This is a genomic window from Mycolicibacterium komossense, from assembly GCF_025822605.1.
GTDB classification, from domain to species: domain Bacteria; phylum Actinomycetota; class Actinomycetes; order Mycobacteriales; family Mycobacteriaceae; genus Mycobacterium; species Mycobacterium komossense.
The window spans coordinates 26,298-52,583 of sequence record NZ_JACKTY010000004.1 but is presented as its reverse complement, the minus strand read 5'-3'; the positions used below and the strand labels follow the sequence as shown (position 1 = coordinate 52,583).

At 66.5% G+C, this 26,286-nt stretch carries 25 protein-coding genes; 18 read left to right on the top strand and 7 right to left on the bottom strand.

Translation table 11 applies throughout. From position 1 onward, the window contains the following. Positions 1-83: 83 nt before the first annotated feature. From H7J73_RS00400 to H7J73_RS00390, 3 genes are read left to right on the top strand one after another with little or no spacing between them, the layout of a single operon-like run. Positions 84-617 (top strand): DoxX family protein, encoded by a 534-nt coding sequence (locus H7J73_RS00400; RefSeq protein ID WP_264065233.1) that lies wholly within the window; start codon positions 84-86, stop codon positions 615-617. 8 nt (positions 618-625) lie between these two features. Further along, positions 626-1,396: a DUF427 domain-containing protein gene (locus tag H7J73_RS00395; RefSeq protein WP_264065232.1), complete on the top strand. Its 771-nt coding sequence runs from the start codon at positions 626-628 to the stop codon at positions 1,394-1,396. 41 nt (positions 1,397-1,437) lie between these two features. Further along, positions 1,438-3,186, top strand: coding sequence for a DUF3556 domain-containing protein (locus H7J73_RS00390; RefSeq protein WP_264065231.1), 1,749 nt, complete (start codon positions 1,438-1,440; stop codon positions 3,184-3,186). A 180-nt stretch (positions 3,187-3,366) separates the two neighbouring features. On the opposite strand, the gene H7J73_RS00385 is transcribed toward H7J73_RS00390, so the two are convergent. Beyond that, positions 3,367-4,014, bottom strand: coding sequence for an SDR family oxidoreductase (locus H7J73_RS00385; RefSeq protein ID WP_264065230.1), 648 nt, complete (start codon positions 4,012-4,014; stop codon positions 3,367-3,369). Positions 4,015-4,138: 124 nt separating this feature from the next. Here H7J73_RS00385 and H7J73_RS00380 point away from each other — a divergent pair, with 124 nt between their 5' ends. Together H7J73_RS00380 and H7J73_RS00375 are read left to right on the top strand one after the other, a co-directional pair. Further along, positions 4,139-5,284, top strand: a complete 1,146-nt coding sequence (locus tag H7J73_RS00380) for a thiolase family protein (protein WP_264065229.1) — start codon at positions 4,139-4,141, stop codon at positions 5,282-5,284. Then, positions 5,281-6,081, top strand: a complete 801-nt coding sequence (locus H7J73_RS00375; protein ID WP_264065228.1) for a crotonase/enoyl-CoA hydratase family protein — start codon at positions 5,281-5,283, stop codon at positions 6,079-6,081. The genes H7J73_RS00380 and H7J73_RS00375 overlap by 4 nt, the downstream gene beginning before the upstream one ends. Here the strand turns inward: H7J73_RS00375 and H7J73_RS00370 are convergent. Together H7J73_RS00370 and H7J73_RS00365 are read right to left on the bottom strand one after the other, a co-directional pair. After that, entirely contained in the window at positions 6,078-7,304 is a 1,227-nt protein-coding gene (locus H7J73_RS00370; protein WP_264065227.1) for a hypothetical protein, read from the bottom strand. The two genes, H7J73_RS00375 and H7J73_RS00370, sit on opposite strands and share 4 nt — an antisense overlap. 51 nt (positions 7,305-7,355) lie before the next feature. Continuing rightward, on the bottom strand, positions 7,356-8,117 hold the full coding sequence (locus tag H7J73_RS00365) for a fasciclin domain-containing protein (RefSeq protein WP_264065226.1): 762 nt from the start codon (positions 8,115-8,117) through the stop codon (positions 7,356-7,358). A 309-nt stretch (positions 8,118-8,426) separates the two neighbouring features. Between H7J73_RS00365 and H7J73_RS00360 the strand changes: the two genes are divergently transcribed. After that, complete coding sequence (locus H7J73_RS00360; protein ID WP_264065225.1) at positions 8,427-9,623, top strand: ABC transporter permease; 1,197 nt, start codon at positions 8,427-8,429, stop codon at positions 9,621-9,623. A gap of 121 nt (positions 9,624-9,744) precedes the next feature. On the opposite strand, the gene H7J73_RS00355 is transcribed toward H7J73_RS00360, so the two are convergent. Beyond that, on the bottom strand, positions 9,745-10,785 hold the full coding sequence (locus H7J73_RS00355) for an aldo/keto reductase (RefSeq protein ID WP_264065224.1): 1,041 nt from the start codon (positions 10,783-10,785) through the stop codon (positions 9,745-9,747). 91 nt (positions 10,786-10,876) lie between these two features. Between H7J73_RS00355 and H7J73_RS00350 the strand changes: the two genes are divergently transcribed. From H7J73_RS00350 to H7J73_RS00335, 4 genes are all read left to right on the top strand, one after another. After that, positions 10,877-11,473: a TetR/AcrR family transcriptional regulator gene (locus H7J73_RS00350; RefSeq protein WP_264065223.1), complete on the top strand. Its 597-nt coding sequence runs from the start codon at positions 10,877-10,879 to the stop codon at positions 11,471-11,473. A gap of 8 nt (positions 11,474-11,481) precedes the next feature. Further along, entirely contained in the window at positions 11,482-12,018 is a 537-nt protein-coding gene (locus tag H7J73_RS00345; protein ID WP_264065222.1) for a gamma carbonic anhydrase family protein, read from the top strand. Positions 12,019-12,106: 88 nt separating this feature from the next. Beyond that, on the top strand, positions 12,107-13,270 hold the full coding sequence (locus H7J73_RS00340; protein ID WP_264065221.1) for an NAD(P)H-binding protein: 1,164 nt from the start codon (positions 12,107-12,109) through the stop codon (positions 13,268-13,270). After that, positions 13,267-13,974 carry a CPBP family intramembrane glutamic endopeptidase gene (locus H7J73_RS00335; RefSeq protein WP_264065220.1) on the top strand — a complete coding sequence of 236 codons (708 nt, stop codon included), beginning with the start codon at positions 13,267-13,269 and terminating at the stop codon, positions 13,972-13,974. Before H7J73_RS00340 ends, H7J73_RS00335 begins: the two co-directional genes overlap by 4 nt. 61 nt (positions 13,975-14,035) lie before the next feature. Here H7J73_RS00335 and tet(V) read toward each other — a convergent pair whose 3' ends face one another. Then, entirely contained in the window at positions 14,036-15,331 is a 1,296-nt protein-coding gene (gene tet(V), locus H7J73_RS00330; RefSeq protein WP_264065219.1) for a tetracycline efflux MFS transporter Tet(V), read from the bottom strand. Between the two features lie 115 nt (positions 15,332-15,446). On the opposite strand from tet(V), the gene H7J73_RS00325 reads away from it, so the two are divergent. Further along, entirely contained in the window at positions 15,447-16,766 is a 1,320-nt protein-coding gene (locus H7J73_RS00325; RefSeq protein WP_264065218.1) for a ferredoxin reductase family protein, read from the top strand. A 139-nt stretch (positions 16,767-16,905) separates the two neighbouring features. Here the strand turns inward: H7J73_RS00325 and H7J73_RS00320 are convergent, their stop codons facing one another. After that, the gene (locus tag H7J73_RS00320) at positions 16,906-17,727 is read right to left on the bottom strand and encodes an enoyl-CoA hydratase (RefSeq protein ID WP_264065217.1); all 822 of its coding nucleotides are present in this window, start codon (positions 17,725-17,727) and stop codon (positions 16,906-16,908) included. A 125-nt stretch (positions 17,728-17,852) separates the two neighbouring features. On the opposite strand from H7J73_RS00320, the gene H7J73_RS00315 reads away from it, so the two are divergent. Genes H7J73_RS00315 through H7J73_RS00305 form a run of 3 tightly spaced genes read left to right on the top strand, consistent with a single transcriptional unit; the run spans position 17,853 to position 20,760 of the window. Next, positions 17,853-18,938 carry a CaiB/BaiF CoA transferase family protein gene (locus H7J73_RS00315; protein WP_264065216.1) on the top strand — a complete coding sequence of 362 codons (1,086 nt, stop codon included), beginning with the start codon at positions 17,853-17,855 and terminating at the stop codon, positions 18,936-18,938. Between the two features lie 60 nt (positions 18,939-18,998). After that, a complete protein-coding gene (locus H7J73_RS00310; RefSeq protein WP_264065333.1) occupies positions 18,999-19,763 on the top strand; it encodes a 3-hydroxyacyl-CoA dehydrogenase in 765 nt (254 codons plus the stop codon). Between the two features lie 7 nt (positions 19,764-19,770). Further along, entirely contained in the window at positions 19,771-20,760 is a 990-nt protein-coding gene (locus tag H7J73_RS00305) for an NAD(P)H-dependent flavin oxidoreductase (protein ID WP_264065215.1), read from the top strand. A gap of 206 nt (positions 20,761-20,966) precedes the next feature. On the opposite strand, the gene H7J73_RS00300 is transcribed toward H7J73_RS00305, so the two are convergent. Further along, complete coding sequence (locus tag H7J73_RS00300) at positions 20,967-21,092, bottom strand: hypothetical protein (RefSeq protein ID WP_264065214.1); 126 nt, start codon at positions 21,090-21,092, stop codon at positions 20,967-20,969. A 366-nt stretch (positions 21,093-21,458) separates the two neighbouring features. On the opposite strand from H7J73_RS00300, the gene H7J73_RS00295 reads away from it, so the two are divergent. The 4 genes from H7J73_RS00295 to H7J73_RS00280 all read left to right on the top strand — a co-directional run bounded on the left by H7J73_RS00295 (position 21,459) and on the right by H7J73_RS00280 (position 26,272). After that, the gene (locus H7J73_RS00295; RefSeq protein WP_264065213.1) at positions 21,459-23,726 is read left to right on the top strand and encodes an MMPL family transporter; all 2,268 of its coding nucleotides are present in this window, start codon (positions 21,459-21,461) and stop codon (positions 23,724-23,726) included. Continuing rightward, complete coding sequence (locus H7J73_RS00290; protein WP_264065212.1) at positions 23,723-24,427, top strand: TetR/AcrR family transcriptional regulator; 705 nt, start codon at positions 23,723-23,725, stop codon at positions 24,425-24,427. Before H7J73_RS00295 ends, H7J73_RS00290 begins: the two co-directional genes overlap by 4 nt. A 170-nt stretch (positions 24,428-24,597) precedes the next feature. Beyond that, the gene (locus H7J73_RS00285; RefSeq protein ID WP_264065211.1) at positions 24,598-25,275 is read left to right on the top strand and encodes a TetR/AcrR family transcriptional regulator; all 678 of its coding nucleotides are present in this window, start codon (positions 24,598-24,600) and stop codon (positions 25,273-25,275) included. 103 nt (positions 25,276-25,378) lie between these two features. Beyond that, a complete protein-coding gene (locus H7J73_RS00280) occupies positions 25,379-26,272 on the top strand; it encodes an ABC transporter substrate-binding protein (RefSeq protein ID WP_264065210.1) in 894 nt (297 codons plus the stop codon). The last annotated feature ends 14 nt before the right edge of the window (positions 26,273-26,286 follow it).

The following is a 26,286-nucleotide window of genomic DNA, read 5'->3' as shown; positions in this document are numbered from 1 at the left end:
CCCTGCTCCCCGCGGAGCGGCATACCTCCGCAGAGACGGTCCTGCCTAGCCGGTCGGTTAACACATAGCTTAAGTTTTGTTACATGACTGCCTATGATTCTGCGGCTGACGTGGGCCTGCTGATCCTGCGACTGGTGCTGGGCCTGACGATGGCCGCGCACGGTTACAACAAGTTCTTCGGTAAGGGCGGGCTGGCGGGAACCGCCGGCTGGTTCGACAGCATGGGGATGAAACCGGGCATGTTTCACGCCCGAATCGCCGCCACCACCGAGGTGACGGCCGGCCTCGGCTTGGCCGTCGGGCTGCTCACGCCGATCCCCGCCGCCGGCTTCGTCGCGCTGATGTTCGTCGCGGCCTGGACGGTGCACCGCAAGAACGGCTTCTTCATCGTCAAGGAGGGCTGGGAGTACAACCTGATCCTGGCGGCCTCCGCGGTCGGGCTCGCCACCACCGGCGCGGGCCGGTTCAGCCTTGACTACGCGCTGTTCGGCACCTCCGACCTCGCCAGTCTGCTGCATGGCTGGTGGGGTCTGACGATTGCGGTTGTCCTCGGCCTGGCCGGGGGCATCGGCCAGCTGGTGATCTTCTACCGTCCGCCGGCCAAGCAGGGCGGTTAGCCTGGGTGATGGCCTCTGAGTCTCCCGACTTTCCCTCGATGGCCGCCCAGCGCGGGCGGATCGAACCCGCGCCGCGGCGGGTGCGGGGCTTCTGCGACGGCGAACTCGTCTTCGACACCACCGCGGCCCACTACGTGTGGGAGGTGCCGTACTACCCGCAGTACTACGTCCCGCTCGCCGATGTCCGCTCCGAGATGCTCTCCGACGACGACCATCCGCAGCAGGTTCAGTTGGGGCCCTCGCGGCTGTTCTCGCTGACTGCGGGCGGGCGGGTGCAGAAGTCAGTGGCGCGGGTGTTCGACGCCGGCGACGGTCCGGTGGCGGGCAGCGTCCGGTTCGAGTGGGACGCGCTGGCCTGGTTCGAGGAGGACGAGCCGATCGTCGGGCATCCTCGCAGCCCGTACGTGCGCGTCGACGCGCTGCGCTCGCACCGGCACGTTCGTGTCGAGCTCGACGGGGTTGTGCTGGCCGAGGCGCATGACCCGGTGCTGCTGTTCGAAACAGGGCTGCCGACACGGTATTACCTCGATCGCACCGACGTGGTCTTCGATCATCTCGAGCCGAGCGACACCCAGACGCTGTGCCCCTACAAGGGGGTGACGTCGGGCTACTGGTCGGTGCGCGTCGGCGACACCCTGCATCAGGACTTGGCCTGGACTTATGACTATCCGTTGCCCGAGGTGGCCGCGATCGCCAGGATGGTCGCGTTCTACAACGAGAAGCTCGACATCATCGTCGACGGTGTCCCGTTGCCGCGGCCGAAAACCCATTTCAGCTGATCTTCTAGCGCCGAGACTAGAACACGTTCTAGTCTCGGGCCATGGGATTTCTCAAGCCCGACCTCCCGCAGGTCGACTACCCCGAGTGGAGCAAGGGCACCCGCTCCGAACGGATTCAGCCGCTGGCCCGGCACTGGGCCGAGGTGGGGTTCGGCACGCCGATCGCGCTGCACCTGTTCTACGTCGTCAAGATCCTGCTCTACATCCTGGGTGGGTGGCTTTTCGCCTTGGCCACCAACGGTATTGAGGGTTTCACCGACGTGGGCTCATGGTGGACGGAACCGATCGTCTTCCAGAAGGTCGTCCTGTTCACGATGCTGTTCGAGGTCACCGGCCTCGGCTGCGGGTTCGGGCCGCTGAACAACCGGTTCTTCCCGCCGATGGGCTCGATCCTCTACTGGTTGCGACCGGGCACCATCCGGCTGCCACCCTGGCCCGGCCGGATTCCGCTGACCAAGGGCACCGCCCGCACCCCACTCGATGCGGGGTTGTACGGCGCCCTGCTGGTGATCCTGTTGGTCGCGCTCTTCTCGGACGGCACCGGACCGATACCCGCCATCAACAGCACCGTCGGGCTGTTGCCGATGTGGCAGATCTGGACGGTGCTGGGGCTGCTGGCCGTGCTGGGCCTGCGCGACAAGGTGATCTTCCTGGCCGCCCGTGGCGAGGTGTACGGATCGTTCACGGTGGCGTTCCTGTTCGCCGGGGTCAGCGCCGTCGACATGATCTTGGCGGCCAAGCTCGTCTGCATGGTCATCTGGATCGGCGCGGCCACCTCCAAACTCAACAAGCACTTCCCGTTCGTCATCTCGACGATGATGTCCAACAGTCCGATCGTGCGGACCAAGAGATTGAAGCGGATGTTCTTCGAGCACTTCCCCGACGATCTGCGGCCCGGTCGGGTGTCGCGGTTCGTGGCGCACTTCTCCACCGTGGTGGAGGGCCTGGTGCCCGTTGTGCTGTTCTTCTCCCACGGTGGCTGGCCCACGGCGATTGCCGCGTTCGTCATGGTGTGCTTCCACCTCGGCATCCTGACGTCGATCCCGATGGGGGTCCCGCTGGAGTGGAACGTCTTCATGATCTTCTGCGTCCTGACGCTGTTCGTCGGGCACGCCGGTATCGGGCTGTCCGACCTCACCAGCCCACTGCCGTTGGTGTTGTTCGCCGTTCTCGCGGTGACCGTCGCGCTCGGAAACCTGTTCCCGCGCAAGGTTTCCTTCCTCCCCGGTATGCGGTACTACGCGGGCAATTGGGACACCACGCAGTGGTGCATGAAGCCGTCGGCGCTGGAGAAGATCGACAACGGCCTGGTGTCGATCGCCAGCATGCCCCAGTCGCAGCTGGAGAAGATCTACGGCAGCCCCGAACAGGCTGAGGTGATGTTGTACTCCGGCTACGCATTTCGTTCGATGAACACCCATGGCCGGGCGCTGTTCACACTCGTCGAACGGGCGATGCCGGCCGGACACCAGGGCGAGTACGTGGTCACCGAAGGGGAGCGACTCTGCAGCACGGCCGTCGGCTGGAATTTCGGTGACGGGCATATGCACAACGAGCAGTTGATCGCGGCCATGCAGGAGCGTTGTCACTTCGAACCCGGTGAGGTGCGGGTGGTCCTGCTCGACGGTCAGCCCATCCACCGGCAGACCCAGGAGTACCGGTTGGTGGACGCGGCCACCGGCGAATTCGAGCGCGGCGTCGTCCAGGTCGCCGATATGGTGACCCGCCAACCGTGGGATTACACGGTGCCGGTGCAGGTCTACCGGAATGCGGGCGCCGACGCTCGCTGACTGCCGGTCCACTAGGCCAATGCCGCGCGCCGACCGGCGTCGCCGGCGGAAGTCGTTCCCGCCCAGGCGGGCCACCGGTGGGTTCAGCGTTACGGCGCGGGCCAGGTCAGGTTCGCCGCATCACGATCTTTGCGATTTCGGCGTGCTCATCGCTGCTGACCGGTCGCGAGCACGCCGAAATCACGATGCGATGGCCTCGTCGATCGGGGTGTCCCCGTTGTTGAACTCGATCGTCCGGCCGATGGTCGAGTTGTCGGCGAGCGCGGCGGCGATCACCTGGGCGACGTCCTCGCGGGACACCGTGCCGTCGGCGGCCTCGGGTCCGACGGTGATGCGCCCGGTGGCTGGGTCCAAGGTCAGCCCGCCGGGGCCGAGGATGGTCCAATCCAGTCCGCTGGCGCGGAGATGGGCATCCGCGGCGGCCTTGGCTTCGGCATAGGCGAAGAACGAATTGTCCTCGCTCACGCCGTGGTCGGCACCGGCACCGAAGTAGGAGACCATCACGAACCGCTGCACACCCGCCTGGCCCGCGGCGTCGATGATGCGGATCGCCGCGTCGCGGTCGACGGCGTAGGTGCGCGCCGGGTCGCCGCCACCGGCGCCCGCGGTGAAGACGACCGCGTCATGGCCGTCGAGCAGATCGGCCAGCGCGTCGGTGTCGAGATCCTCGATGTCGGCGACCACCGGCGTCGCGCCGGCGTCGGCGACGTCATCGGTGTGCGCGGGATTGCGAATCACGGACAATGCCTCGTCGCCGCGGGCGCTGAGGATCCTGGCCAGGTGCAATGCGACCTTGCCGTGGCCGCCGACGATGACGATGTGTGACATCTTCTCGACGCTACTCGCTCCCCGCACGACCCCACCGGGCGCGGGAAACCGGCCGGGTGTTAAGAACGACAGAGCGAAAACCAACTGCTTGGTTGGGCGCTGATACGAGTGGGAGGAGAGATCCATGGCGGAAGCCGTAATCGTCGAGGCGGTGCGATCACCGGTCGGTAAGCGCAACGGTGGTCTTTCGGGAGTGCATCCGTCCGAGTTGTCGGCGCAGGTGCTCAACGGCCTGGTCGAGCGGGCCGGTATCGATCCGGGCATCGTCGATGACGTCATCTGGGGATGTGTCATGCAGGCAGGGGAGCAGGCGCTCGATATCGCGCGGACCGCGCTGCTGACCGCGGGCTGGCCCGAGACCGTTCCCGGTGTGACCGTGGACCGCCAGTGCGGTTCGAGTCAGCAGTCGGTGCACTTTGCCGCCGCCGGTGTGGTGGCAGGGCATTACGACGTCGTCGTTGCCGGTGGTGTGGAGTCCATGTCGCGCACCCCGATGGGCGCGTCGCTGGCCAACGGTGGCCATCCCTACCCTGACGCCTTCCGGGCCCGCTACACCCAGACTCCCAACCAAGGTGTCGGCGCCGAGATGATCGCCCAGCAGTGGGGATTCGACCGGACCGCGCTCGACGAATTCTCCCTCGGTTCGCACGAGAAGGCAGCTGCCGCACAGGATTCCGGGGCTTTCGATGACCAGATCGTCGCCATTAAGGACCACGAGGGTAACCCGGTGCTCAAGGACGAGGGCATCCGCCGCGGTGGCTCGATCGAGAAGATGGCGCAGATCAAACCGGCCTTCCGCGAGGACGGCGTGATCCATGCCGGTAATGCCTCGCAGATTTCCGACGGGTCGGCTGCCCTGCTGTTCATGTCCGCGGAGAAAGCGCAGTCACTCGGCCTCAAGCCGTTGGCCAAGGTGCACACCGCCGTACTCGCCGGCGCCGACCCGGTGATCATGCTGACCGCACCGATCCCGGCGACCCAGAAGGCGCTTGCGCGTTCCGGGCTCTCGATCGACGAGATCGGGGTGTTCGAGGTCAACGAGGCATTCGCCCCGGTTCCGTTGGCGTGGCTCAAGGACATCGGCGCCGACGAGAAGAAACTGAACCCGAACGGCGGTGCCATCGCACTGGGCCACCCGCTCGGCGGATCAGGTGCCCGCATCATGACCACGATGCTGTACCACATGCGGGACAAGGGAATTCAGTACGGACTCCAGACGATGTGCGAGGGTGGCGGCCAGGCCAACGCGACCATTCTCGAACTGCTGTGACCGACGACGTAACCAGCCCCGCCGCTCTGACGCAGCGGCGGGGCAACGTCCTGCTGATCACCATCAACCGGCCGGAGGCGCGCAACGCCGTCAACGCCGCGGTGAGTACCGACCTTGGTGACGCGCTGCACGAGGCGCAGATCGATCCCGAAGTCCGAGCCGTGGTGATCACCGGTGCCGGTGACAAATCGTTCTGCGCGGGCGCCGACCTGAAGGCGATATCGCGGCGCGAGAACATCTTTCACCCCGAGCATCCAGAATGGGGATTTGCCGGGTACGTCAGCCACTTCATCGACAAGCCGACGATCGCGGCCGTCAACGGCACCGCCCTGGGCGGTGGCACGGAACTGGCGCTGGCCAGCGACCTCGTCGTCGCGCAGGAAAGCGCGCGGTTCGGTCTGCCGGAGGTCAAACGCGGACTCATCGCCGCCGCGGGCGGGGTGTTCCGGCTCGTCGAGCAGCTGCCCCGCAAGGTGGCCATGGAACTGTTGTTCACCGGTGAGTCGATCACCGCCGAGCAGGCTCTGAAGTGGGGGCTGATCAACACGGTGGTTCCCGACGGGACCGTGCTGGATGTCGCGCTGGAGCTCGCCGAACGCATCACCGTGAACGCGCCGCTGGCAGTGTCGGCGAGCAAGCGGGTTGCCTACGGTGTCGACGACGGGGTGGTCACCAGTGACGGGCCGGGCTGGTCGCGCACGATGACGGAGATCGGCGCACTGATGCGCTCCGAAGATGCCAAAGAGGGACCGCGGGCGTTCGCCGAGAAGCGGCCACCGGTGTGGACTGCGCGCTAAGGGTGGTCGGACAGCAGGCTTCGTGGATCGGACGTCACCAGGTGTAAAGCCCGGTCCACGAGGTCGGCATCGATGACGTTGTCGTGGAAGATCGCATCGATGCTCATGACCTTCGACGTTTCCATGAAAAGGAAGGTCAACCCCGACGGGCCCTCGGCCGGGACGCTGCCCCCGTAGACGACGGGCGAGTCGGGCAGGAACGGCAGGCTGTCGATTTCGGGGGAGAGGCCGAGGCTGCTGAACGTCACCCTCGGCAGCGCTCGAGGGTCGACCGCGGTCGGAACTCCGGTGTCCACACCGCCGAAGATGGCCGCCTGTGTCTGCGCCGCCATCTGCGCCATCAGTGGTCTCGCCGAGCGGTTGGTCGCCCGGATCGTCGACGAGATCTGCATGGGGTCCATCTCCACGCCGATGTTCATCGCTGCCGAGTTGATGAAGTTGCCGTCGATGTAGCGCCAGCCCAAATATCTCCGAAGGTCGACGACGACGCGCACGTCAGACGAGATCTCCATGCCGACCTTTTTGAGTGCCCGCAACACCAGTGTCACCTGCAGGGCGAACCGGCTGGCGCCGGGTGCGAATTCGTTTCCCCACGCCGTGATTTCGTCGGCTCGGGTCTTGGTCAGGGAACGGTGCACCGTCCGCCGCGATGGCGACCAGGACTGTGGCGGGGCCGGGATCGACGGGGGATCGTCGTGGCGATGTCGGTCGTTGATCGCGGCCCGGATCAACGCTGGACGCCGGCCGAACGTACGAAGTGCCGCGGCACCCAACGGGAACCGACCGGCGCGGTTGGCGGACCATGGGACCACCACACCGGTCAAGGCGGTCTGCAGCACTGCCGCGACGATGGTCTGGAACACCCGGCCGTCGCCCACGCTGTGCGAGATCTTCAGCCCGAGGTGGGCGGGGTAGCGGATGTAGGTCAGGGGGGCGGCGATCTCGTCGTCGAGCGCGATCGCATCGAGGCGCGAGCCGATATCTGTGGAGTCGTCCCAGTCACGTTCGACCACAACGGATTCCGGTGGTCGATCGGTCAGCCAGTATCTTTTGGTCGGATCGAAGCCCCAGGTAAGTCGACTGTGCGGATAGCGTTGCGCGAGCTCGGCCACCGCGTTTCTGAGCTCGTCCGCCGTCGGCATCGCAAATGGCCCGCACAGTACCGTGACAAACAGATCGGGCCACGGACGATCCCGACGCTGGATCGCAAGCTTGTTTCTCACGCCCGCAAGTGAATCATCGATACCGCCGCCCGCGCTGTGGTGCGGTTCCGATCAAGCTGTCGGAGACGCGGGCGCGGCGGCCGGTGCGGACGACGTCGGTGTCGCCGCCGTGGTCGACGGTGTCGTCGGGGTGGTCGCCGTGGTGCTCGTCGGCGAGGTGGTAGCCGTCTCGTTGCCCGGCAGTGCGTCGGCCGGATTCAGCACCGTGTCGATCATGTAGATCCTGGAGTTCGCCGGCTGGATGTCGCCGCAGACGACCTTCGCGACATCGTCGACCTTGATGTCGCCGCCTTTGCCGGTGACGGTGATCTGCTTGCCCTGCTGCGTCGGGAACTTGCCGTGCACCTCGTCGGCGCCCAGCAGACCCAACACCATGTGGTAGTAGACCAGCGAGGTCAGCGCGGCCGGATCGGCCTTGAGCGCGTCCAGCTGCGCGGGATCCAGCTTGGCGAACGCCTCGTCGGTCGGAGCGAACACGATGTAGGGGCCGTTGTCCAGGACACTGACGATGTTGACCGCCGGGTTCAGCTGACCCGAGATCGCTGCGTTGAACGTCTTGAGATCAGGGTTGGCGGCGATCGCCTGGCTGGCCGACAGCTTCGCGACGGCAGTCGCGCCTCCGGCAGGCAGGCCCGCCTTGTACGCGTCGCATCCCGGACCCTGCGGGTCGGGGATGGGAGCCACCGGCGTCGAGACCGTGGTGGTCGGCGTCGGCGTCGGGTCATCTGCCGAAGCGGTCACGGCCGTGGGGATGGAAAACGCGATGGCAGTGATGGCTGCGGCCACGCCTAAGGTCTTGGTGCGAGTCGTCACATCTGCTCCATTTGGCTGGCTCCTATTGCCTCGTACGTCGTCGCGCCATCGTCGGGCGTTACGCACGAATGCGGTGTCTTTTCTGGTCACCGAGATCCGACGGTGCGCATCGTGTCACGCATCAAACCACCTCGAATCGTAAGCACAGCCTTGCGGGGCTCCCAAAACGAGCAGGTCAGGGGCTGCTCGGGTGGACCGCCGCAGTGCGGCCCCGGCCGCAGGTAGAGGCCCTGCGCACCCGCCGGCGGTGACTCCGGGCCCGCCTGCACCGCGAACGCGCCGCCGGCGCAGTAATGGTTCAGTAGTTCCATGACCTCGGAGGCCGACCCGTCCGCAGCGGCGTCCGCTGCCCTCGAAGAACTCCGCTCACTCGTCGGCGAACTCGCCCGGATCGACGCCGCTGTGGCGGCCGCCCAGTGGGATGACGGCAGCGCACTGGCCGCTGTGGTGGCCGGAGCGCGCTCGCAGCTGATCGCAGCCGAGGCGGCGGTCATCGGCGATATCGGAGTGGCCGGGGCCTCACCGCACTGGCGGGCGCGCGCCCATGACTATCTGCGCGGCGTCGCAGACATCGGGGCGGCATCGGCATCGGTATCGGCGGACGCCGACGCTCTCGTCGCGGTCGGGTTGGCGCGGGTGGCGGTGGCCGAGGCGATCCTGGCAGTGGCCGAGGCCAATCGGCTGACCGCCGACACAGCCGTGCGCCCCGCGGGGCGGCGCGATGTCTTCGGCGGGGTGGGCACGGCGCTGCGCGATCTCGGTGCCCGCATCCGTGACGAGGTGCGGCACGTCTGGGCCGACAAGCCGCGGTCCATCCTGATCCGCCTGGTGATCACGCTGGCCGTCAGCCTGTCGCTGGTGGCGTTCTACGAGATCAGCGGATTCGCGGACTACGACGCGCCCCGGTTGACGCTGTACTTGTTCTCGGCCGTGGTCGGCAGCGTGGTGTGCACCAACGCCCTGTGTTTCGAGGCTGAGCGGGTCCGCAGTGCACTGGCTACCGGTGAGCGGCTGTGGCGTCTGCTGGTGTCGAAAAACCTGGCGATGGCCGCCCTGGTGACGGCCGCCGGGCTGCCGGTGGTCGTGCTGCTCGCGGTCGCGGGCTTCGGCAATCCGGCGGCGCTCGTCGACCAGCTCATCACCATGGTGTTCATCTGGCTCGGCGTCGGCAACGTGTTGTCGGTGGTGTATCCGATTCGGCACGAACCACTTTCGGCCCGATTCGGCGACGGGACCTGGCTGCCGTACCTGTTCTCGTTCGCCATCTCCTACGGTGTCGGGCTGACGGTCAACCTGATGATCTATTGGCGGCTGTGGGCCCGGCAGACGGCCGCCGCCGAGATGAAGGGCGGCACCTGGGCGGCTTTTGCGATGGTGCTGGCCAGCGCAGTGATCCTGTGGCTGCTACTGACCGTGCTGGCGGTCGCCTGCAGCCGTGAGCCCCGGCTGCGTCGCGTCTTGTCCCGCGAGATGGTCGTCTACCGCAAGGCGCGGTCGGCGGACTGACAGACACAGCAGCCCCGCCGCCACCGTCGTCGGCATGCTGTGATCGTTGGCGCTGGGGATCGAACAGGACTCGGCATCTCCCCGTCGAGTTACCGCAAGTTCTATCAAGGGGTTTGACGGTTTATCGGCGCAGCAGCGGTGGGTTGAGCTGGGCGAATCCCGCCTGGCGGAAGTATGGGAAATAGGGATACGGGGCCTCCCGGCCGCTGGCCGCGTCGAGTCGGCTGATCTGGTCGTCGGTCAACCGCCAGCCGACCGCGCCGAGGTTCTCCCGCAACTGTGCTTCATCCCGCGCCCCGACGATCACCGAGGAGACTGTCGGGCGGCGCAGCAGCCAGTTCAACGCCACCTGCGGAACCGACTTGCCGGTCTCGGTCGCGACGGCGTCGAGTACGTCGACCACGTCGTAGAGCATCGCGTCCTCAACGGGTGGCCCCGCGTCGGCCGTCGCGTGCAACCGACTCCTCGCGGGCAGCGGCTGTCCGCGGCGAATCTTGCCGGTCAGCCGCCCCCAGCCGAGTGGACTCCACACCAGGGCGCCCACCCCTTCCGCCAGGGCGAGGGGCATCAGTTCCCACTCGTAGTCCCGGCCGATCAACGAGTAATAGACCTGATGCGCGACATAACGAGGCTGCTGGTTGGCGTCGGCCATCGCCAACGACTTCATCAACTGCCAGCCGTGGAAGTTGGACACCCCGGTATAGCGGATCTTCCCCTGCTGGACCAGTACATCGAGAGTGTCGAGCACCTCTGCGATCGGGGTGTAGGCGTCGTAGCTGTGCAGCTGGAACAGGTCGATACGGTCGGTTCGCAGCCTGCGCAACGACTTCTCCACACCCCCGATCAGCCGCGAGCGGGACGTGCCCCAGTCGGTGGGGCCGCCACCGAGCGGCAACGCCATCTTGGTGGAGATCACCACGTCGTCCCGCCGTCCATCCAGGGCTGCGCCCAGCACCTCCTCGGACGCTCCGTCGGAATACACGTCGGCGGTGTCGAACATCGTGATGCCGGCCTCCAGGCACACCTCCACGATGGCTCTGGCCTGGGCAAGGTCAGTGCTGCCCCACGCGCTGAAAAACTCGCCGCGACCGCCGAAAGTGGCTGCGCCGAAGCTTAATTCGGATACCACCAAACCAGAACGACCAACTCGCCGATACTCCATCACCGCTCCTTAATGGGAAGATAGTCCCGATAGGGACACCGTAACACCCGGTGTGACTTAACGAAACCTAAGTCCCGTTAAGCTGGTTGGCATGACATCGTCGGCCAGGCCGGGCGGTCGGACCGCCGCGGTCCGGGACGCGGTACTGAGTGCAACCGCGGATCTGCTGGTCGAAGCCGGGTTGGGTGGGATCGAACTCACGGCCGTCGCGGACCGGGCCGGCGTCGGGAAATCCACCGTCTACCGGAGATGGCGAACCGTGCCGGCACTGGTCGCGGACCTGCTCGTCGACATGGCGGAGACGTCACTGCCGCGGGCGAACACCGGCACACTGCGCGGGGACCTGCTGGCCAACGCTGTTCTGGTCCGCCGGACGCTGTCGGACCGACGGCAGGGCAGGTTGTTCAAGGCGATCATCGCGGCAGCGGCCTGTGACCCGCAGACCGCGCAGGCGCTGGCCGGGTTCTACACCGCCCGGCTGGCCGAATTCGCGCCGATCGTGACCGAGGGGATTGCGCGCGGCGAAGCGCCTCGAGGCACCGACGCCGCCGAGGTGATCCGCTACATCTCGGCGCCGCTGTACTACCAATTCCTCACAACAACAAGGTCGTTGACCGTCAGTGATGCCGAGCGCGCTGTCGACGCCGCCATGGCAGCGGTTACCGCCGGTGTCTTCGTCCGTAGCTGAGACCTAGGATGTCGGCCATGCCTGAGCCCCTCATCTTGACCGTCAACGGACACACCCCGCAGGTGCACGAGCGGGCCTGGGTGGCGCCCAACGCGAGCCTGCTCGGGCAGGTCAGCCTCGCCGAAGGGGCCAGCATCTGGTATTCGGTGACGCTGCGCGCAGAGTACGAACCCATCGAGATCGGCGCAGGCAGCAACATTCAGGATGGCTGCACCGTGCACGTCGACCCCGGCTTTCCCGCCCGCATCGGAGCGAATGTCAGCGTCGGGCACAACGCGGTGCTGCACGGGTGCGCCGTCGAGGACGGCGCGCTGGTCGGGATGGGCGCCACCGTCCTCAACGGCGCTGTCGTCGGTGCGGGCTCCCTGATCGCGGCCGGCGCACTCGTTCCCCAGGGCATGGTGGTCCCCCCACGGTCGCTGGTAGCCGGAGTTCCGGGCAAGGTCCGTCGTGAACTCAGCGATGAGGAAGTGGCGGGCAATGCCATGAACGCGCAGGTCTACCGTCATCTCGCCGAGGTCCACCGAGTGGCCACCCCTTCGTGAGCCGGCCCCTGAATCGGCCTCGAAACGCCTCGGTCGAATGTCACAGTCCTAACTTGCCGCTGATGGGTAACCCCCTACGGTGAAAACAATGCGGATTCTGGTCACCGGCGCCACCGGGTACGTCGGCTCACGCCTTGTCGGCGAGCTCCTCGACGCTGGGCACGAGGTGGTGGTCGCCACCCGCCACCCCGCCAAGCTGGCGGGCTTCGGCTGGCACGACGAGGTCACCGGAATCGCGCTGGACACCGACGACCCGGCAGCGGTCGCCGCGGCCTTCGCGCCCGGTGCGCCGGCGGCCTCGGTCGAGGTCATCTACTACCTGGTGCACGGCATCGGCGAACCCGGCTACCGGGAGCGCGACAACGCCGCCGCCGCAAGCGTGGCGCTGGCAGCCAAAGACGCCGGGGTCGGGCGCATCGTGTACCTCGGCGGTTTCGTGCCTGCCGACGACACGCTCTCTGAGCATCTGGCCGGTCGCGCAGAGGTGGCCGGGGCGCTGAGCATCGAGGCGGGCGCCGAAGTGGTGTGGCTGGGGGCGGCGGTGATCATCGGCGCCGGCTCCACGTCGTTCGAAATGGTGCGCTACATCGGGGACCGTCTGCCGCTGATTCCGTTGCCGCCCTTCGCCGAACACGCGATCGACCCGATCTCCATCCGCGACGTGCTGTACTACCTGGTGGCTGCCGCCGACCGCGAACTGGTGCCCGCCGGCGCCTATGACATCGTCGGGCCGGACACCACCACCTATCGCGGGTTGATCGGCAGCTACGTCCGGGCCGCCCGCACCCTGCGCGCCGGCGTGCCGATCAGTTCCTTCCACGAGGCGCTGTTGACCAAGACGTTGATGTCGCGGGTGGCCGGTGTGATCGTGCCGGTGCCCACCGGGCTCGCGGTGGACCTGATCGAGTCGCTGGACTACCCGATGACGGCGTCAGGCTCGCTGCTCAGCGATGTCGTGCCGGATCCCCCGGGCGGGCTGACCAGCGTGGACGACGCGATCGACGCCGCGGTTGCATCCCCACCGCCCCAGCCCGTCGACCGCCTGGCCGACCCCCACCACCTGGCCGACAGCGACGCGACGTGGGCCGGCGGTGACGTGCTGCGGCTCCGTCAGCTCGCCCGACCGTTCGTGCTCCCGATCGCCCGGCCCGCACTGGCACTGCTGACCTCCGTGCCGGGACCCCTGGCGGGTGCGGTGCGCACCGGTCTCGATGCCCTGGTGGGACTGATACCGAAGGCGGACCCGGCGTGACGGAAACGCCCAGCATTCGCGACGAAATCATCGGCGTCGTCACCCACGTCGCCGAACCGGTCTCCGAGACGCCCGCGGTGGCGCGCCGGCGGCGCATCGTGGTCGTCGCCGTGATCGTGGTCGGTGCTGCGCTCCTGAGCTTTTCGCTGTCCCGTAAACCAGGCGACCCCAGCTTCTACTGGTTGACGTTCGGTCTGGCCGCAGTGTGGGCGGGTGGTGCGCTGCTGTCCGGGCCACTGCGCTACGGCAGTGTGCCCTGGCAGGGTCGTCGCCGCCGGCCGGTGCTCACCGGGACGCTCATCGGCCTGGCGGTCGGAGGGGCCTTCGTCGTCGGCGGCCTGGTGGCCAGGCAGATCCCCCCGGTGGCCGAATTCATCACGCGGGTACTGGAATTCGCGCACCAGGGCAGTTTGCCGCTGATCGTGGTGATCACTCTGGTCAACGGGGTGGCCGAGGAGATGTTCTTCCGCGGTGCGGTATATCCCGCATTGGGCAAATACCATCCGGTGATCGTGTCGACGGTGGTGTATGCCATCGCGACGTCGGCCGGCGGCAACCCGATGCTCGGCTTCGCGGCCGTCATCCTGGGTGGGGTGTGCGCCCTGGAACGTCGGGCCACCGGGGGAGTGCTCGCACCGGTGCTGACCCACCTGGTGTGGGGTCTGATCATGGTGCTCGCACTGCCCCCGGTTTTCGGTCTCTGACCCTGTGATTTTGGCGTGTTCCGTCGCGCTGAGCGCGACGGAACACGCCGAAATCGCGTGGTTACTGCAGCGGATGGGCGATCTCGTCGCGGCGCATGCGGGCCGCCAGGAACGCGACCGCGGCGAGCACCACGGGGCCGACACCGGCGATCAGGAAGATCGTCTGCATCGACACCACCTTCGACACCGGTCCGGCGATGGCCATCGACAACGGCATGAACGCCAGTGACACGAAGAAGTCCAGGCTCGACACCCGACCCAGCATCTGGGCGGGCACCCGGCGCTGCAGCAGCGTGCCCCAGATGACCGAGCCGGCACCGTCGGTGACGCCGACGATGAAGACCGCGGCCGCCATCAGCGGGAACGAATGCGTCCAGCCCACCACAATCAACGGCAGCGCGCCGGGACCCCACATCAGCATCATCACCGTCAGATATCGCCGCGGTAGCCGCCCCGAGGACACCACCAGAGCGCCGATCGCCCCTCCGATGCCGAACGCGGCGATGACCAATCCGTACATCCGGGCGCCGTCCTCGAACCGTGCACTGGTGATGAACGGAAGCAGGACCTCGATGGGGCCGAGCACCAACAGCACGAACACGCTGGCGAACAGCACCGTCCACAACAGCCACGGCGTCCGGACCATGAACGCGAACCCGTCGCGCAGATCGGCCAGCACGTGCGGCTTCTCGTGTTCGGGTTCGTCGATGTGGCTGGCGGTCACCGGCCGCGTCGCGATCAGCAGCGTCAGGCCGACACCGAACAGCACCGCCACCGTCGTGGCGCCCAGCGACGGGAACGTCGCTCCGACCAGAAGACCGGCGGCGGCCGGGCCGAGCGCGCGCTGCAGCACCGGCCGCACGACGCCCTCCACACCGTTGGCGGCCAGCAGCTGATCGGCGGGCAGGATGCGCGGCAGGTACGCGCTGTAGGCGGGGAAGAAGAACGCCGCCGCGATACCGAGGGTGCCGGCCGCCACCGCCATATGCCACACCTGCAGCCGGCCGGTAGCTCCGAGCACCGCGACTGCCGACACCGCGATCAGGTTGACCGTCTCGACCGCGATGATGATGCGGCGCTGCGGAAACCGGTCGGCGGCGATACCGCCGACCAGGACGAACGCCACCAGGCCTCCGCCGAGACAGGCGGCCACCATCGATAGCGCAGCCGGATCGTGGTCCAGGGCGATGACCTGCAGGGCCATCACCACGGCCCACATGCCCTCGGCGAAGATCGATACCGACAGCGCGGCGATCAGCAGGCGGTATTCGCGGACCTGGAACGGGGCGAGTACGCGCCAGCCGCCGGGCGCGCGGGATTCGCGCGCCTGCGGTTGTTGGTCGATCGGCGCACCCATGCTCATGATCGTCGCCGACCGGGTGGGTTGGCGTCCAACGATTTTCCGCTGGCTGGTTCGGGTCGTCGAGGTGTCACCGCTACGATGTCCGCAGCCCAGCCGAGGAGAACTGCGCATGCGAACTGCTGCTCGTGCCGTGGTCTGGCTCGGACTGTATCTCGCGGTGGTCCTGGTCCCGCTGATCTTCGCGGCCATCGGTGTGGTGGCCGGCGACCGTGGCTTCTGGCGCGAGTTTGCGGTTGCCTTGGGCTTCGTCGGTTTGTCGATGATGGGGCTGCAATTCGTGCTGGTCGCCCGCGTGCGCACTGTCGCCGCACCTTTCGGTGAAGACGCGCTTGTCCACTTTCACCGCTACATGGGGGTGACGGGGACGGCGTTGATCCTGGCGCACCCGATCCTGCTGATCCTGCTGGTGGACCCGAGTTATCTGGAGCGGGTCAACCCTTTCACGGCACCGTGGGCCGGTCGGTTCGGCACGCTGTCGATTCTGTGCTTGCTCGCGGTGATCATCACCTCGATATGGCGTGCGGCGCTGCGCATTTCCTATGAGGTGTGGCAGGGGATACATCTGGTGCTGTCGACGGTGGCGATCATCGCCGCGCTGGTGCACGTCGAACTCATCGGCAACTACGTCAACCTGCCGTGGAAACGTGTGCTGTGGATCGTGATGACCGCCGGCTTTCTGTGCATGTTCGGCTGGGTGCGCATCATCAGGCCCGTGACCCGGATGCGCCGACCCTGGACCATCGCGTCAGTGCGCAAGGAAGCCGGCGGGGTCACGACCATCACGATGCGGCCCAAGGGGCACCGCGGATTCACCTTCGAGCCAGGGCAATTCGGATGGTTATCGATTCACCGTTCACCGTTCGCCCTGACGCAGCATCCGTTTTCGTTCTCCTCGAATGGTGACGACGCCGGCTCGGTGCAGATGAGCATCAAGGAGCTCGGTGACTTCACCCGTACCATCAGTTCTCTCGAGCCGGGTACCACCGCTTACCTCGACGGGCCGCACGGGGTGTTCACCCCCGACCGCAATCAAGGTCCGGGATTCGTCCTGCTCGCCGGTGGCGTCGGAATCGGGCCGTTGATGAGCATCTTGCGTACATTCGCCTCTCGTGGTGAGACGCGGCCGTGCTACTTGTTCTTCGGGATACCGCGTGTCGAGGATGCCACGTTTCAAGATGAGATCGACTCTCTGGCAACACAACTCGCGCTAACGGTGGTCTACGTCGTCTCCGATCCGCCGCCGGACTGGACGGGTGAGCGTGGCTTCATCACCGGTGACGTACTGAGCAGGCATCTCCCGGCGGATCATGGCGTCCTGCAATACTTCATCTGTGGTCCGGGCGCCATGCAGGACGCGATGGAAGACGCTCTCGGGGATCTCGGTGTGCCCGGCGACCGAGTTCACACCGAGCGATTCAACTTCGTCTGACCAGTCGAATCTGCACACAGGGGAGGCGCCGTGCGTCACAGATACACGCAGTTCACCGCCGTCGCGGTGACGGCGCTCGTCCTGCTGGGATGCCTTGCCTTCGCCCTCGTGTTGAGATGATCCGGCTCGATCGGCGCGCTCAGGTGTCGGTGAAGGTCGGCTTGCGGTGCTGCTGGAACGCCTTGATGCCCTCGCGGAAATCGGTGCCGGACAGCAGCGAGATCTGACCTTCGGTCTCGCGTTGCAACGCGTTGTCCAACTCGGTGAGTGTCGCGGCGTTGATGGCCTTCTTGCTGTTGGCGTAGGCCCGCGACGGGCCGGCGAGCAGCCCGGCGATCACTGCGTCGACATCGGCGGCGAAGGTGTCCGCGGGGTACACGGCGCTGACCAGGCCCCAGTCCAGCGCCTCCTCGGCCTTGATCCGCTCGGCCAGCAGCGCCATCCGCATCGCCCGGGTCCGGCCCACCGCCGCCGCCACCAGAGCTGACGCCCCGCCGTCGGGCATCAACCCGATCTTGGTGAACGCCAGCATGAAAAAGGCCTTCTCCGAAGCCAATACGAGGTCGCACGCCAAAGCCAGCGAAACCCCTACCCCCGCGGCCGGACCCTGGACCACGGCCACGACCGGCCGCGGCATGTCGACGATCGCCTTGATCGCACGATTGGCCATGTACAGCGTGTCGACGGGGTCGCCACCGGCCTCGCTGCTGCCGGCGTCGTCGGCGCCGATACCCGCGCCGGAACTGAAGCCGCGGCCGCTGCCGCCGAGCCGGACGACCTTGACGCGCGGATCGCCCGCCGCCCGCTCGAGCGCTTCGGCCACGCCGGTGAGGACGGGGGCCGTCAGCGAGTTCAGGCTCTCCGGCCGGTCGATGGTCACCGACAGCACGCCGCCGTCGAGGCTGACGAGCAACCCGTTGACTGTGTCGAGCGCGTCGAGGCCGGAATCTGTCGTGGTCATACAGACACCATAGAAACCCCGCGACGCCAAAGGGCAGCCCACCCGCCAGTTGGTTGACTCGCGCCTGCGAAGATGCCTTGGCGGGTGTGAGGTAACGAGTGACCGGATTAACGGGAGGCTGCACCATGGCGGGACCACTACAGGGATTGCGCGTTGTCGAACTGGCCGGAATCGGCCCCGGCCCCCACGCGGCGATGATCCTCGGCGATCTCGGCGCCGACGTCGTGCGCGTCGAACGACCAACGGCGAGCGCGAATCCCGCCAGGGACTCGATGCTGCGCAATCGGCGGTCGGTCACCGCCGACCTGAAATCGCCTGAAGGCAAAGAGCTGGTGCTCTCACTGGTGGCGAAGGCCGATGTGCTGATCGAGGGGTTCCGGCCCGGCGTCACCGAACGCCTCGGCCTCGGTCCCGACGACTGTGCCGCCGTCAACGAGCGATTGATCTACGGCCGGATGACGGGCTGGGGCCAGACCGGTCCCCGGTCGTTGCAGTCCGGCCACGACATCAACTACATCTCGCTCAACGGGCTGCTGCACGCGGTCGGCCGCAACGGTGAGCGCCCGGTACCGCCGCTGAACATCGCCGGCGATTTCGGTGGCGGTTCGATGTTCCTGCTGGTCGGCATCCTCTCCGCGCTGTTCGAACGCCAGACTTCGGGTAAGGGTCAGGTCGTCGACGCCGCCATGGTCGACGGCTCCAGCGTGCTGATCCAGATGATGTGGGCATTCCGGGCCAGTGGCCTGTGGTCCGACGAGCGCGGCGTCAACATGCTCGACACCGGCGCGCCGTATTACGACACCTACGAAACCGCCGACGGCCGCTACATCGCGGTGGGTGCTATCGAGCCACAGTTCTACGCCGAGCTGCTGGACAAGCTGGGCCTCGACCCGGCTGACCTGCCCGCCCAGAACGATATGGCCAGGTGGCCGGAGCTGCGGGCCGTCTTCACCGAGACCATCGCCAAGCACGACCGCGATCACTGGGCGGCGGTGTTCGCCACGTCCGATGCCTGCGTGACGCCGGTGCTGTCCTTCGGCGAGGTGCTCGACGAGCCACACATCGCCGAGCGCGGCACCTTCTACGAGAGCGGAACCGACGGGTTGCAGCCCAGGCCCGCGCCGCGGTTCTCCCGCAGCCAGCCGGAAACCCCGACCCCGCCGCGGGTGCCTGGCGCCGACAACGATGCGGTGCTGCGGGACTGGGCGTAACGCTCCGCGATATAGTCCCAACCAACCAGTAGGTCGATTGTGATGAAAGGAATGTCTTCAGTGGAGATCAAAGACGCCGTAGCCGTCGTCACCGGCGGTGCATCCGGTCTGGGTCTGGCGACCACCAAGCGCCTCCTCGATGCGGGTGCCCAAGTAGTGGTCATCGACCTCAAGGGTGAGGAAGTGGTGGCCGAACTCGGTGACCGCGCCCGCTTCGCGAAGGCCAACGTCACCGATCCGGAGTCGGTGTCGGCCGCGCTAGACCTCGCCGAATCTCTCGGGCCGCTGCGGATCAACGTCAACTGCGCCGGTATCGGCAACGCGATCAAGACGCTGAGCAAGAACGGCGCCTTCCCGCTGGACGCGTTCAACGCCGTCATCCAGGTCAACCTGATCGGCACGTTCAACGTGTTGCGGCTGGCCGCGGAGCGGATCGCCAAGACGGAACCGATCGGCCCCGAAGGCAGCCAGGAGCGCGGCGTCATCATCAACACGGCGTCCGTCGCGGCCTATGACGGCCAAATCGGCCAGGCCGCCTACTCGGCGTCCAAGGGTGGCGTGGTCGGGATGACCCTGCCGATCGCCCGCGACCTGTCCCGGGAACTGATCCGCGTGATGACCATCGCGCCCGGCCTGTTCAAGACCCCGCTGCTGGCCGGTCTGCCCGAGGAAGCGCAGAAGTCACTGGGTGCTCAGGTGCCGCACCCCGCCCGCCTCGGCGACCCGGACGAGTACGGCGCGCTGGCCACGCACATCGTGCAGAATCCGATGCTCAACGGCGAGGTCATCCGCCTCGACGGCGCGATCCGGATGGCTCCGAGGTGATGAAGCGATGACCATCAAGACGAAGTTCACCGAGGCGTTCGGGGTGGAACACCCGATCGCCCAGGGCGGTATGCAGTGGGTCGGTCGCGCGGAACTCGTTGCGGCTGTGGCGAACTCGGGTGCACTGGGTTTCATCACGGCGCTGACGCAGCCCACTCCGGCTGATCTGGCCAACGAGATCGCCCGCACCCGCGATCTGACCGACAAGCCGTTCGGGGTGAACCTGACGATCCTGCCGTCGATCAATCCGCCGCCGTATGACGAGTACCGCCGAGTCATCGTCGACTCCGGGGTCAAGATCGTCGAGACCGCCGGCTCCAACCCGGCGCCGCACCTGCCGATGTTCCACGACAACGGCATCAAGGTGCTGCACAAATGCACCTCGGTACGCCACGGGGTGAAGGCGCAGAGCCTGGGCGTCGACGGCATCAGCATCGACGGTTTCGAATGTGCCGGCCATCCGGGCGAGGACGACATCCCCGGCCTGGTGCTGATCCCGGCGGCGGCGGCCCAGATCGAGATCCCGATGATCGCCTCCGGTGGTTTCGCCGATGCCCGCGGCCTGGTGGCCGCGCTGGCGTTGGGTGCCGACGGCATCAATATGGGGTCGCGGTTCATGTGCACCGTGGAGTCGTGCATCCACCAGAACGTCAAGGAAGCGATCGTCGCGGGCAAGGAGACGGACACCGAACTGATCTTCCGGAGCTTGCACAACACCGCGCGGGTGGCGTCGAACGTGGTCTCGCGCGAGGTCGTCGAGATCCTCAAGGGCGGCGGCCAGTTCGAGGACGTCAAGGATTTGGTCGCGGGTGTCCGTGGCCGCCGGGTCTACGACGATGGCGATGTCGACGCCGGCATCTGGAGCGTCGGAACGGCGATGGGCCTGATCAACGACATTCCGACGGTCGGCGACCTGGTGGCGCGGATAGTGTCGGACGCCGAGGAGATCATCACCGGCCGTCTGGCGGGGATGGTGGCGCAGGGCGTGTCAGCTTAGGTCACGACATGGTGCGGAGGTTGTTCTGAGGGCTGTGGATCGATCCGATTCGCAGCCCTCAGTGCATTCTCGTATCAGGCGAACCCACAAAAAAAGTGCCGCGCCTGATGATCAGGGCACGGCACCGGTCGAGCAAACGCTATATCCCAGGGCGCGCAGGCCGTCGTCATGACAGAGATGCGCGCGATTGAGGCGTCGGGAGTCAGCTAGCTGGCGAGCGGGTGCAGTTCGTCGAGCTGCTCCGAGGTATCGCCCTCTACCAGGAAGTCCCCGTGGTACAGCGCTTCGAAATCAACCTTGATGACATCTGCGTTGGTGTCGTCGATCCACATGACACTGAGCGTATGGGTAACTATTAAGAGATCTTTGAGTCACGATTCGGAAAATGGTGGCAATTATTACTCCCGGGTAGGGTCGCCGGCCCCGGCTTGCTACTCGCGAGTAGGGCGAAAACCGGCTCCGGAACATCACTATGAGCCACGTTTATGCCGCTGAGCTGGGCTGATCCGCTGCCGGCGACACGGAACCCGCCGACCAGGCTGGCGAGAAGGTAAGGATTGCCTGGCAATGCCCTCGGACCGTGAACAGTGCGGCCGTGCAGCCCGTCCAAGTGAAGAGACCTCTACTCACGGAGAGTGATCTTTGCTAAGTTATCGGCGATAACTTACCGGTGGGGACTGGGTATGGAAGGACGGGCCGTGCTGCACAGAATCGCTTTGTCGGCGATCGCCGCGCCGAAACGCATCATCACCGCTGCGATTCTGGTGATGATCGGCGCCGCCGTCTTCGGGGTCCCGGTCGCGAAGAGCTTGTCCTCGGGCGGTTTCCAGGATCCGACCTCGGAGTCGGCCCACGCGGCGCACCTGCTCGCCGACAAATTCGGGCAGAGCGATATGCAGCTGCTGTTCACCGTCACCGCACCCGACGGTGCCAAGAGTGCGCAGGCACGCGCCACCGGGATGGACATCCTGAGCCGGGTCGACGGTGCTCCGCATGTCATGAGCGTGGTGTCGCCGTGGACGGCTCCGCCCGCCGCCGCGGCCGATCTGATCAGCAAGGACGGAAAGTCGGGCCTGATCGTCGTCGGTATCGGCGGCGGTGAGAACGATGCCCAGAAGTACGCCAAGGCCCTATCCGACACCGTGACGGCCGACGTGCTACCCAAGCACGACGGCGTCACCGTGCTCGCCGGCGGCTCGGCGATGGTCTATTCGCAGATCAACGACCAGACCCAGCGGGATCTGCTGCTGATGGAATCGATCGCGATCCCGTTGAGCTTCCTGGTGTTGGTCTGGGTGTTCGGCGGGCTGCTTGCCGCGGCACTGCCGATGGCTGTCGGGGCGCTGGCGATCGTCGGCTCGATGTCGGTGTTGCGGTTGATCACGTTGTCCACCGACGTCTCGATTTTCGCGCTGAACCTGTCCACGGCGATGGGACTGGCGTTGGCGATCGACTACACCTTGCTCATCATCAGTCGCTACCGCGACGAGCTCGCAACCGGTTCGTCGCGCGAGCAGGCGCTCATCCGTACCATGGCGACGGCGGGTCGTACGGTGCTGTTCTCGGCCACCACGGTGGCGTTGTCGATGGCGGCCATGGTGCTGTTCCCGATGTACTTCTTGAAATCCTTCGCCTACGCCGGGATCGCGACGGTCGGGTTCGCCGCGCTGGCGGCGATCATCGTCACGCCCGCGGCCATCGTGCTGATGGGCCCGCGGCTGGACGCGTTCGACATCCGTCGGCTGGCGCGCCGGGCGCTGCGCCGGCCCGAGCCGGTACCGAAGCCCGTCGAGCAGTTGTTCTGGTACCGCTCGACGAAAGTCGTGATGCGCCGGGCGATCCCGATCGGCCTGGTCGGGGTGACACTTCTGCTGCTGCTGGGAGCGCCGTTCCTGGGCGTGAAGTGGGGTTTCCCCGATGACCGGGTGCTGCCGAGTTCGGCGTCGGCCCATCAGGTCGGCGACGACCTGCGGTCGTCCTTCGCCGACAACACCGATACCGCGGTCACCGTCGTCATCCCCGACGCCAACGGGCTGACGCCGGGAGATATCGAGCGGTACGCGGCGCAGCTGTCCCGGGTGACCGATGTGTCCACGGTGACGGCACCGACCGGGACGTTCGCCGCCGGCAAGATGGTGGGCCCCCCTGCGGCGGCCACCGGGATGACCGACGGCAGCGCGTTCCTCACCGTCGGCAGCACCGCGCCGCTGTTCTCCGACGCATCCGAAGCCCAGCTGGTCGGCCTGCACCAGGTGGCCGGCCCCGGAGATCGCGCGGTCGAGATGACCGGTGTCGCACAGGTCAACCGCGACAGCGTCGACGCCATCACCTCACGACTGCCCATCGTGTTGGGCGCCATCGCCGTGATCACCTTCGTACTGCTGTACCTGCTCACCGGCAGCCTCGTGCTGCCGCTGAAAGCCCTTGTGCTCAATGTGCTGTCGCTGACAGCAGCGTTCGGGGCACTGGTGTGGATCTTCCAGGACGGCCATCTCGGCGCCCTCGGCACGACGTCGACCGGCACGATCGTCGCGAATATGCCGGTGCTGCTGTTCTGCATCGCGTTCGGACTTTCGATGGACTACGAGGTGTTCCTGGTGTCCCGGATCCGCGAATACTGGCTGGAGAGCGGGCGTACCCGGGCTGACAACGACGAGAGCGTCGCGCTGGGCCTGGCCCGGACCGGCCGGGTCATCACCGCCGCGGCGTTGGTGATGTCCATAACGTTCGCTGCCCTGATCGCCGCGCAGGTGGCGTTTATGCGGATGTTCGGAGTCGGGCTCACGCTGGCGGTCCTCGTCGATGCCACCCTGGTGCGGATGATCCTGGTGCCCGCGTTCATGCACGTCCTCGGCCGCTGGAACTGGTGGGCGCCCAAGCCGCTGGTCTGGCTGCACGACCGAATCGGAATCAGCGAATCAGGTTCTCCTGCAGAGCCGTCCGCCCAATCGGTGGCGGCACGATGACGTTGACGCCGGAGGTGCGCCGACGCCGCGCGCCCCGCGGATCCGGTGAGCAGCTGCACGACGAGATCCTCGATGCGGCCACCGAACTGCTGCTGGAGACCGGTGACGCCAAGGCCGTCTCGATCCGTTCGGTGGCCCAGCGGGTCGGCGTCACTCCGCCGTCGATCTACCTGCACTACGCGGACAAGGACGCGCTGCTGGACGCCGTGTGCGCCCGCTACTTCGAGAAGCTAGACGAGGCGATGCAGGACGCGGCGATCGACCAGCCGACCACCCTGGATGTGCTGAGGGCCCAGGGTTTGGCGTACGTGCGGTTCGCGACGGCAACGCCCGAGCTGTACCGAATCGCGACGATGTGTCAGGGCACGCCGGACAGCGATGTCGATGCGGCACTGGCGAGTTCGGCGTTCGCGCATATGCGTGATTCGGTTCAGACGCTGATGGACGAGGGTATCTATGCGCAAGACGATCCGACCGCGGTGGCGTTGCAGCTGTGGAGCGCCGGGCATGGCATCGCGGCCCTGATCATCGCCAAGCCCTACCTGCCGTTCGGCGACGTCGACGCGTTCGCCGACCGGGTGCTGCGCGCGGTGTGCTGTGGGCAGATCGTCGGCGGCATCCTCGGCGCGGACGCCACCCCGGCGCAGACGTTGGAGTGGCTGTTCGGGCATCCGGGTACCAGGCAGGACAGCGGTGTCTGAAACGAAGCTCGACAACTCGCCTTTCGCGCGGCCACAGCGTGCGCGAACAAGACACTGCCGCAAGGGAATTCTTCACGACGACCAAGGCGGTCCACCTGAACCCCCCCAGCCTCGGCGGCGCCCGGCATAGTCGATGATCTTCGTTCCCGGACGTGTGTCACAGTTGATCGGTGAAGTACGGACAGGGCTGGGAGCCGAAGCCGGTCGACTGGTCTTCGACCAGGGGGCGCATCCTGCTGGCGGCATCGGTGCTGTTCGCCCAGCGCGGGTACTTCGGCACCTCGACGCGAGATATCGCCGAGGCCGTGCAGATCCGCCAGCCGTCGCTGTTCCATCACTTCCAGGCCAAGCATGAGATCTTCCGTGCTCTTGTCGAGCTGGACCTCGGCCCGTCGATCGACCGGATGAACCAACGCTTCGAGGAGCAGTCGAGCTGGGCGGAGAAGCTGCATCTGTCGATTGCTTACGATGTGCGCGAAATCCTGGTGCAGCCGTTCGATGCCAGGGGTCTCTATCAGGACGCCGTTCTTGCCCTCGAGCACTTCGAGTCCGAACGCCAGGGCATCGCGCTGTTCCATGACCAGGTCGAGCGGGTCATCGAGGCCGGCCGGCAATCGGGTGAATTCGTGGCGCTGGATCCGAGTTTCGTGCAGCGGGCCATCAACGGTGTGCTCTTCGAGACGCTGCGTGAGCAGGGTGGCCCCGCCGGTCCCATGCGCCATGAGCGGCCGCTTCAGGCAGCGGACTTCGTGGTGCGCTCCCTGCTCGTCGATCAGTCACGATTGGCGGCCATTCGCGCCGCCACCGGCACTCGACTGCACCAACTCGAGCCGGCCGCGTCCACCTAGCCGCGGTTCCGCCGAACAATCAGCCGCTGTGACAACCAAGTAAAACTTTGTCCAAACAGTTCCCTATCGATCGATAGGCCCCTATCGTTCGATAGGACGACGGGTGTGGCCTGCAGTCACCCCGCTGAAACTGATCTTTGGAGGAAAGTTGAAGAAGGCGTTCATCGTCGGCATGGCCGGCGCGGCAGTGTTCGGAATCGTCGGGTGTTCAGCGTCGTCGGAGAAGGCGGAACCGGCGCCCGCAGGCCCGGCGAAGGTGGCACCGCCGGCGATACTGGAGGCGGGCACGCTGACGATCTGCGCGCCGAATGACGGCACCCCGCCCAACGTCTACCACGACGAATCGGGCGAATTGGTCGGCAGCGAGGTCGATCTCGGTAAAGCGCTGGCCACTCAGATGGGCCTCAAGTCGGAGTTCCACGAGTCGTCGTTCGCCACCGTCATCCCGACGTTGCAGGCCAAGCAATGCGACGTCATCATGGCGCAGCTCTACATCAAACCTGAGCGCGAGGCCGTCGTCGACTTCGTGCCCTATGTCTATTCGGGTACCGGCATCGCGGTCTCGAAGGCCAAACCCGCAGCGATCACCGGTCTCGATGAGAGTCTGTGCGGCAAGAAGGTGATCCTCGCGGTGGCCACCACGGCCGAGTCTCTGGCTCAGGAACAGTCCGGCAAGTGCACCGCGGCCGGTAAGGCGCCGGTGGACATCACCCGGAGCAACCAGGCCGACGTGTCCATCCAGCAGGTGCAGAACGGCCAGGTCGACGCATACATGGACACCGCGGAGACGCTCGGCTACTACGCCACCAAGACCGGCGCGCAGATCCAGTCCGTGGGACAGCCGTTCGGCACCATCAAGATCGGTGCCGCGACGCTCAAAGGCAACACTGCCCTGCACGACGCCATCGCGCAGGCACTTGGCGAGCTGGAGGCAAACGGTACCTACGGCAAGATCCTCGGCGAGTGGGGAATGACCGACCTCAACATCAAGAGTTGACCGGCCGGCTGGTC

Excerpts from the sequence above, each read along its gene's own strand:
- H7J73_RS00390 (WP_264065231.1), top strand. The coding sequence starts at position 1,438 with ATGGGATTTCTCAAGCCCGACCTCCCGCAGGTCGACTACCCCGAGTGG.
- H7J73_RS00300 (WP_264065214.1), bottom strand. The coding sequence starts at position 21,092 with ATGTGGATCGACGACACCAACGCAGATGTCATCAAGGTTGATTTCGAA.
- H7J73_RS00385 (WP_264065230.1), bottom strand. The coding sequence starts at position 4,014 with ATGTCACACATCGTCATCGTCGGCGGCCACGGCAAGGTCGCATTGCAC.
- H7J73_RS00315 (WP_264065216.1), top strand. The coding sequence starts at position 17,853 with ATGGCGGGACCACTACAGGGATTGCGCGTTGTCGAACTGGCCGGAATC.
- H7J73_RS00380 (WP_264065229.1), top strand. The coding sequence starts at position 4,139 with ATGGCGGAAGCCGTAATCGTCGAGGCGGTGCGATCACCGGTCGGTAAG.
- H7J73_RS00320 (WP_264065217.1), bottom strand. The coding sequence starts at position 17,727 with ATGACCACGACAGATTCCGGCCTCGACGCGCTCGACACAGTCAACGGG.
- H7J73_RS00395 (WP_264065232.1), top strand. The coding sequence starts at position 626 with ATGGCCTCTGAGTCTCCCGACTTTCCCTCGATGGCCGCCCAGCGCGGG.
- H7J73_RS00400 (WP_264065233.1), top strand. The coding sequence starts at position 84 with ATGACTGCCTATGATTCTGCGGCTGACGTGGGCCTGCTGATCCTGCGA.
- H7J73_RS00350 (WP_264065223.1), top strand. The coding sequence starts at position 10,877 with ATGACATCGTCGGCCAGGCCGGGCGGTCGGACCGCCGCGGTCCGGGAC.
- H7J73_RS00360 (WP_264065225.1), top strand. The coding sequence starts at position 8,427 with ATGACCTCGGAGGCCGACCCGTCCGCAGCGGCGTCCGCTGCCCTCGAA.
- H7J73_RS00325 (WP_264065218.1), top strand. The coding sequence starts at position 15,447 with ATGCGAACTGCTGCTCGTGCCGTGGTCTGGCTCGGACTGTATCTCGCG.
- H7J73_RS00290 (WP_264065212.1), top strand. The coding sequence starts at position 23,723 with ATGACGTTGACGCCGGAGGTGCGCCGACGCCGCGCGCCCCGCGGATCC.
- H7J73_RS00305 (WP_264065215.1), top strand. The coding sequence starts at position 19,771 with ATGACCATCAAGACGAAGTTCACCGAGGCGTTCGGGGTGGAACACCCG.
- H7J73_RS00345 (WP_264065222.1), top strand. The coding sequence starts at position 11,482 with ATGTCGGCCATGCCTGAGCCCCTCATCTTGACCGTCAACGGACACACC.
- H7J73_RS00340 (WP_264065221.1), top strand. The coding sequence starts at position 12,107 with ATGCGGATTCTGGTCACCGGCGCCACCGGGTACGTCGGCTCACGCCTT.
- H7J73_RS00355 (WP_264065224.1), bottom strand. The coding sequence starts at position 10,785 with ATGGAGTATCGGCGAGTTGGTCGTTCTGGTTTGGTGGTATCCGAATTA.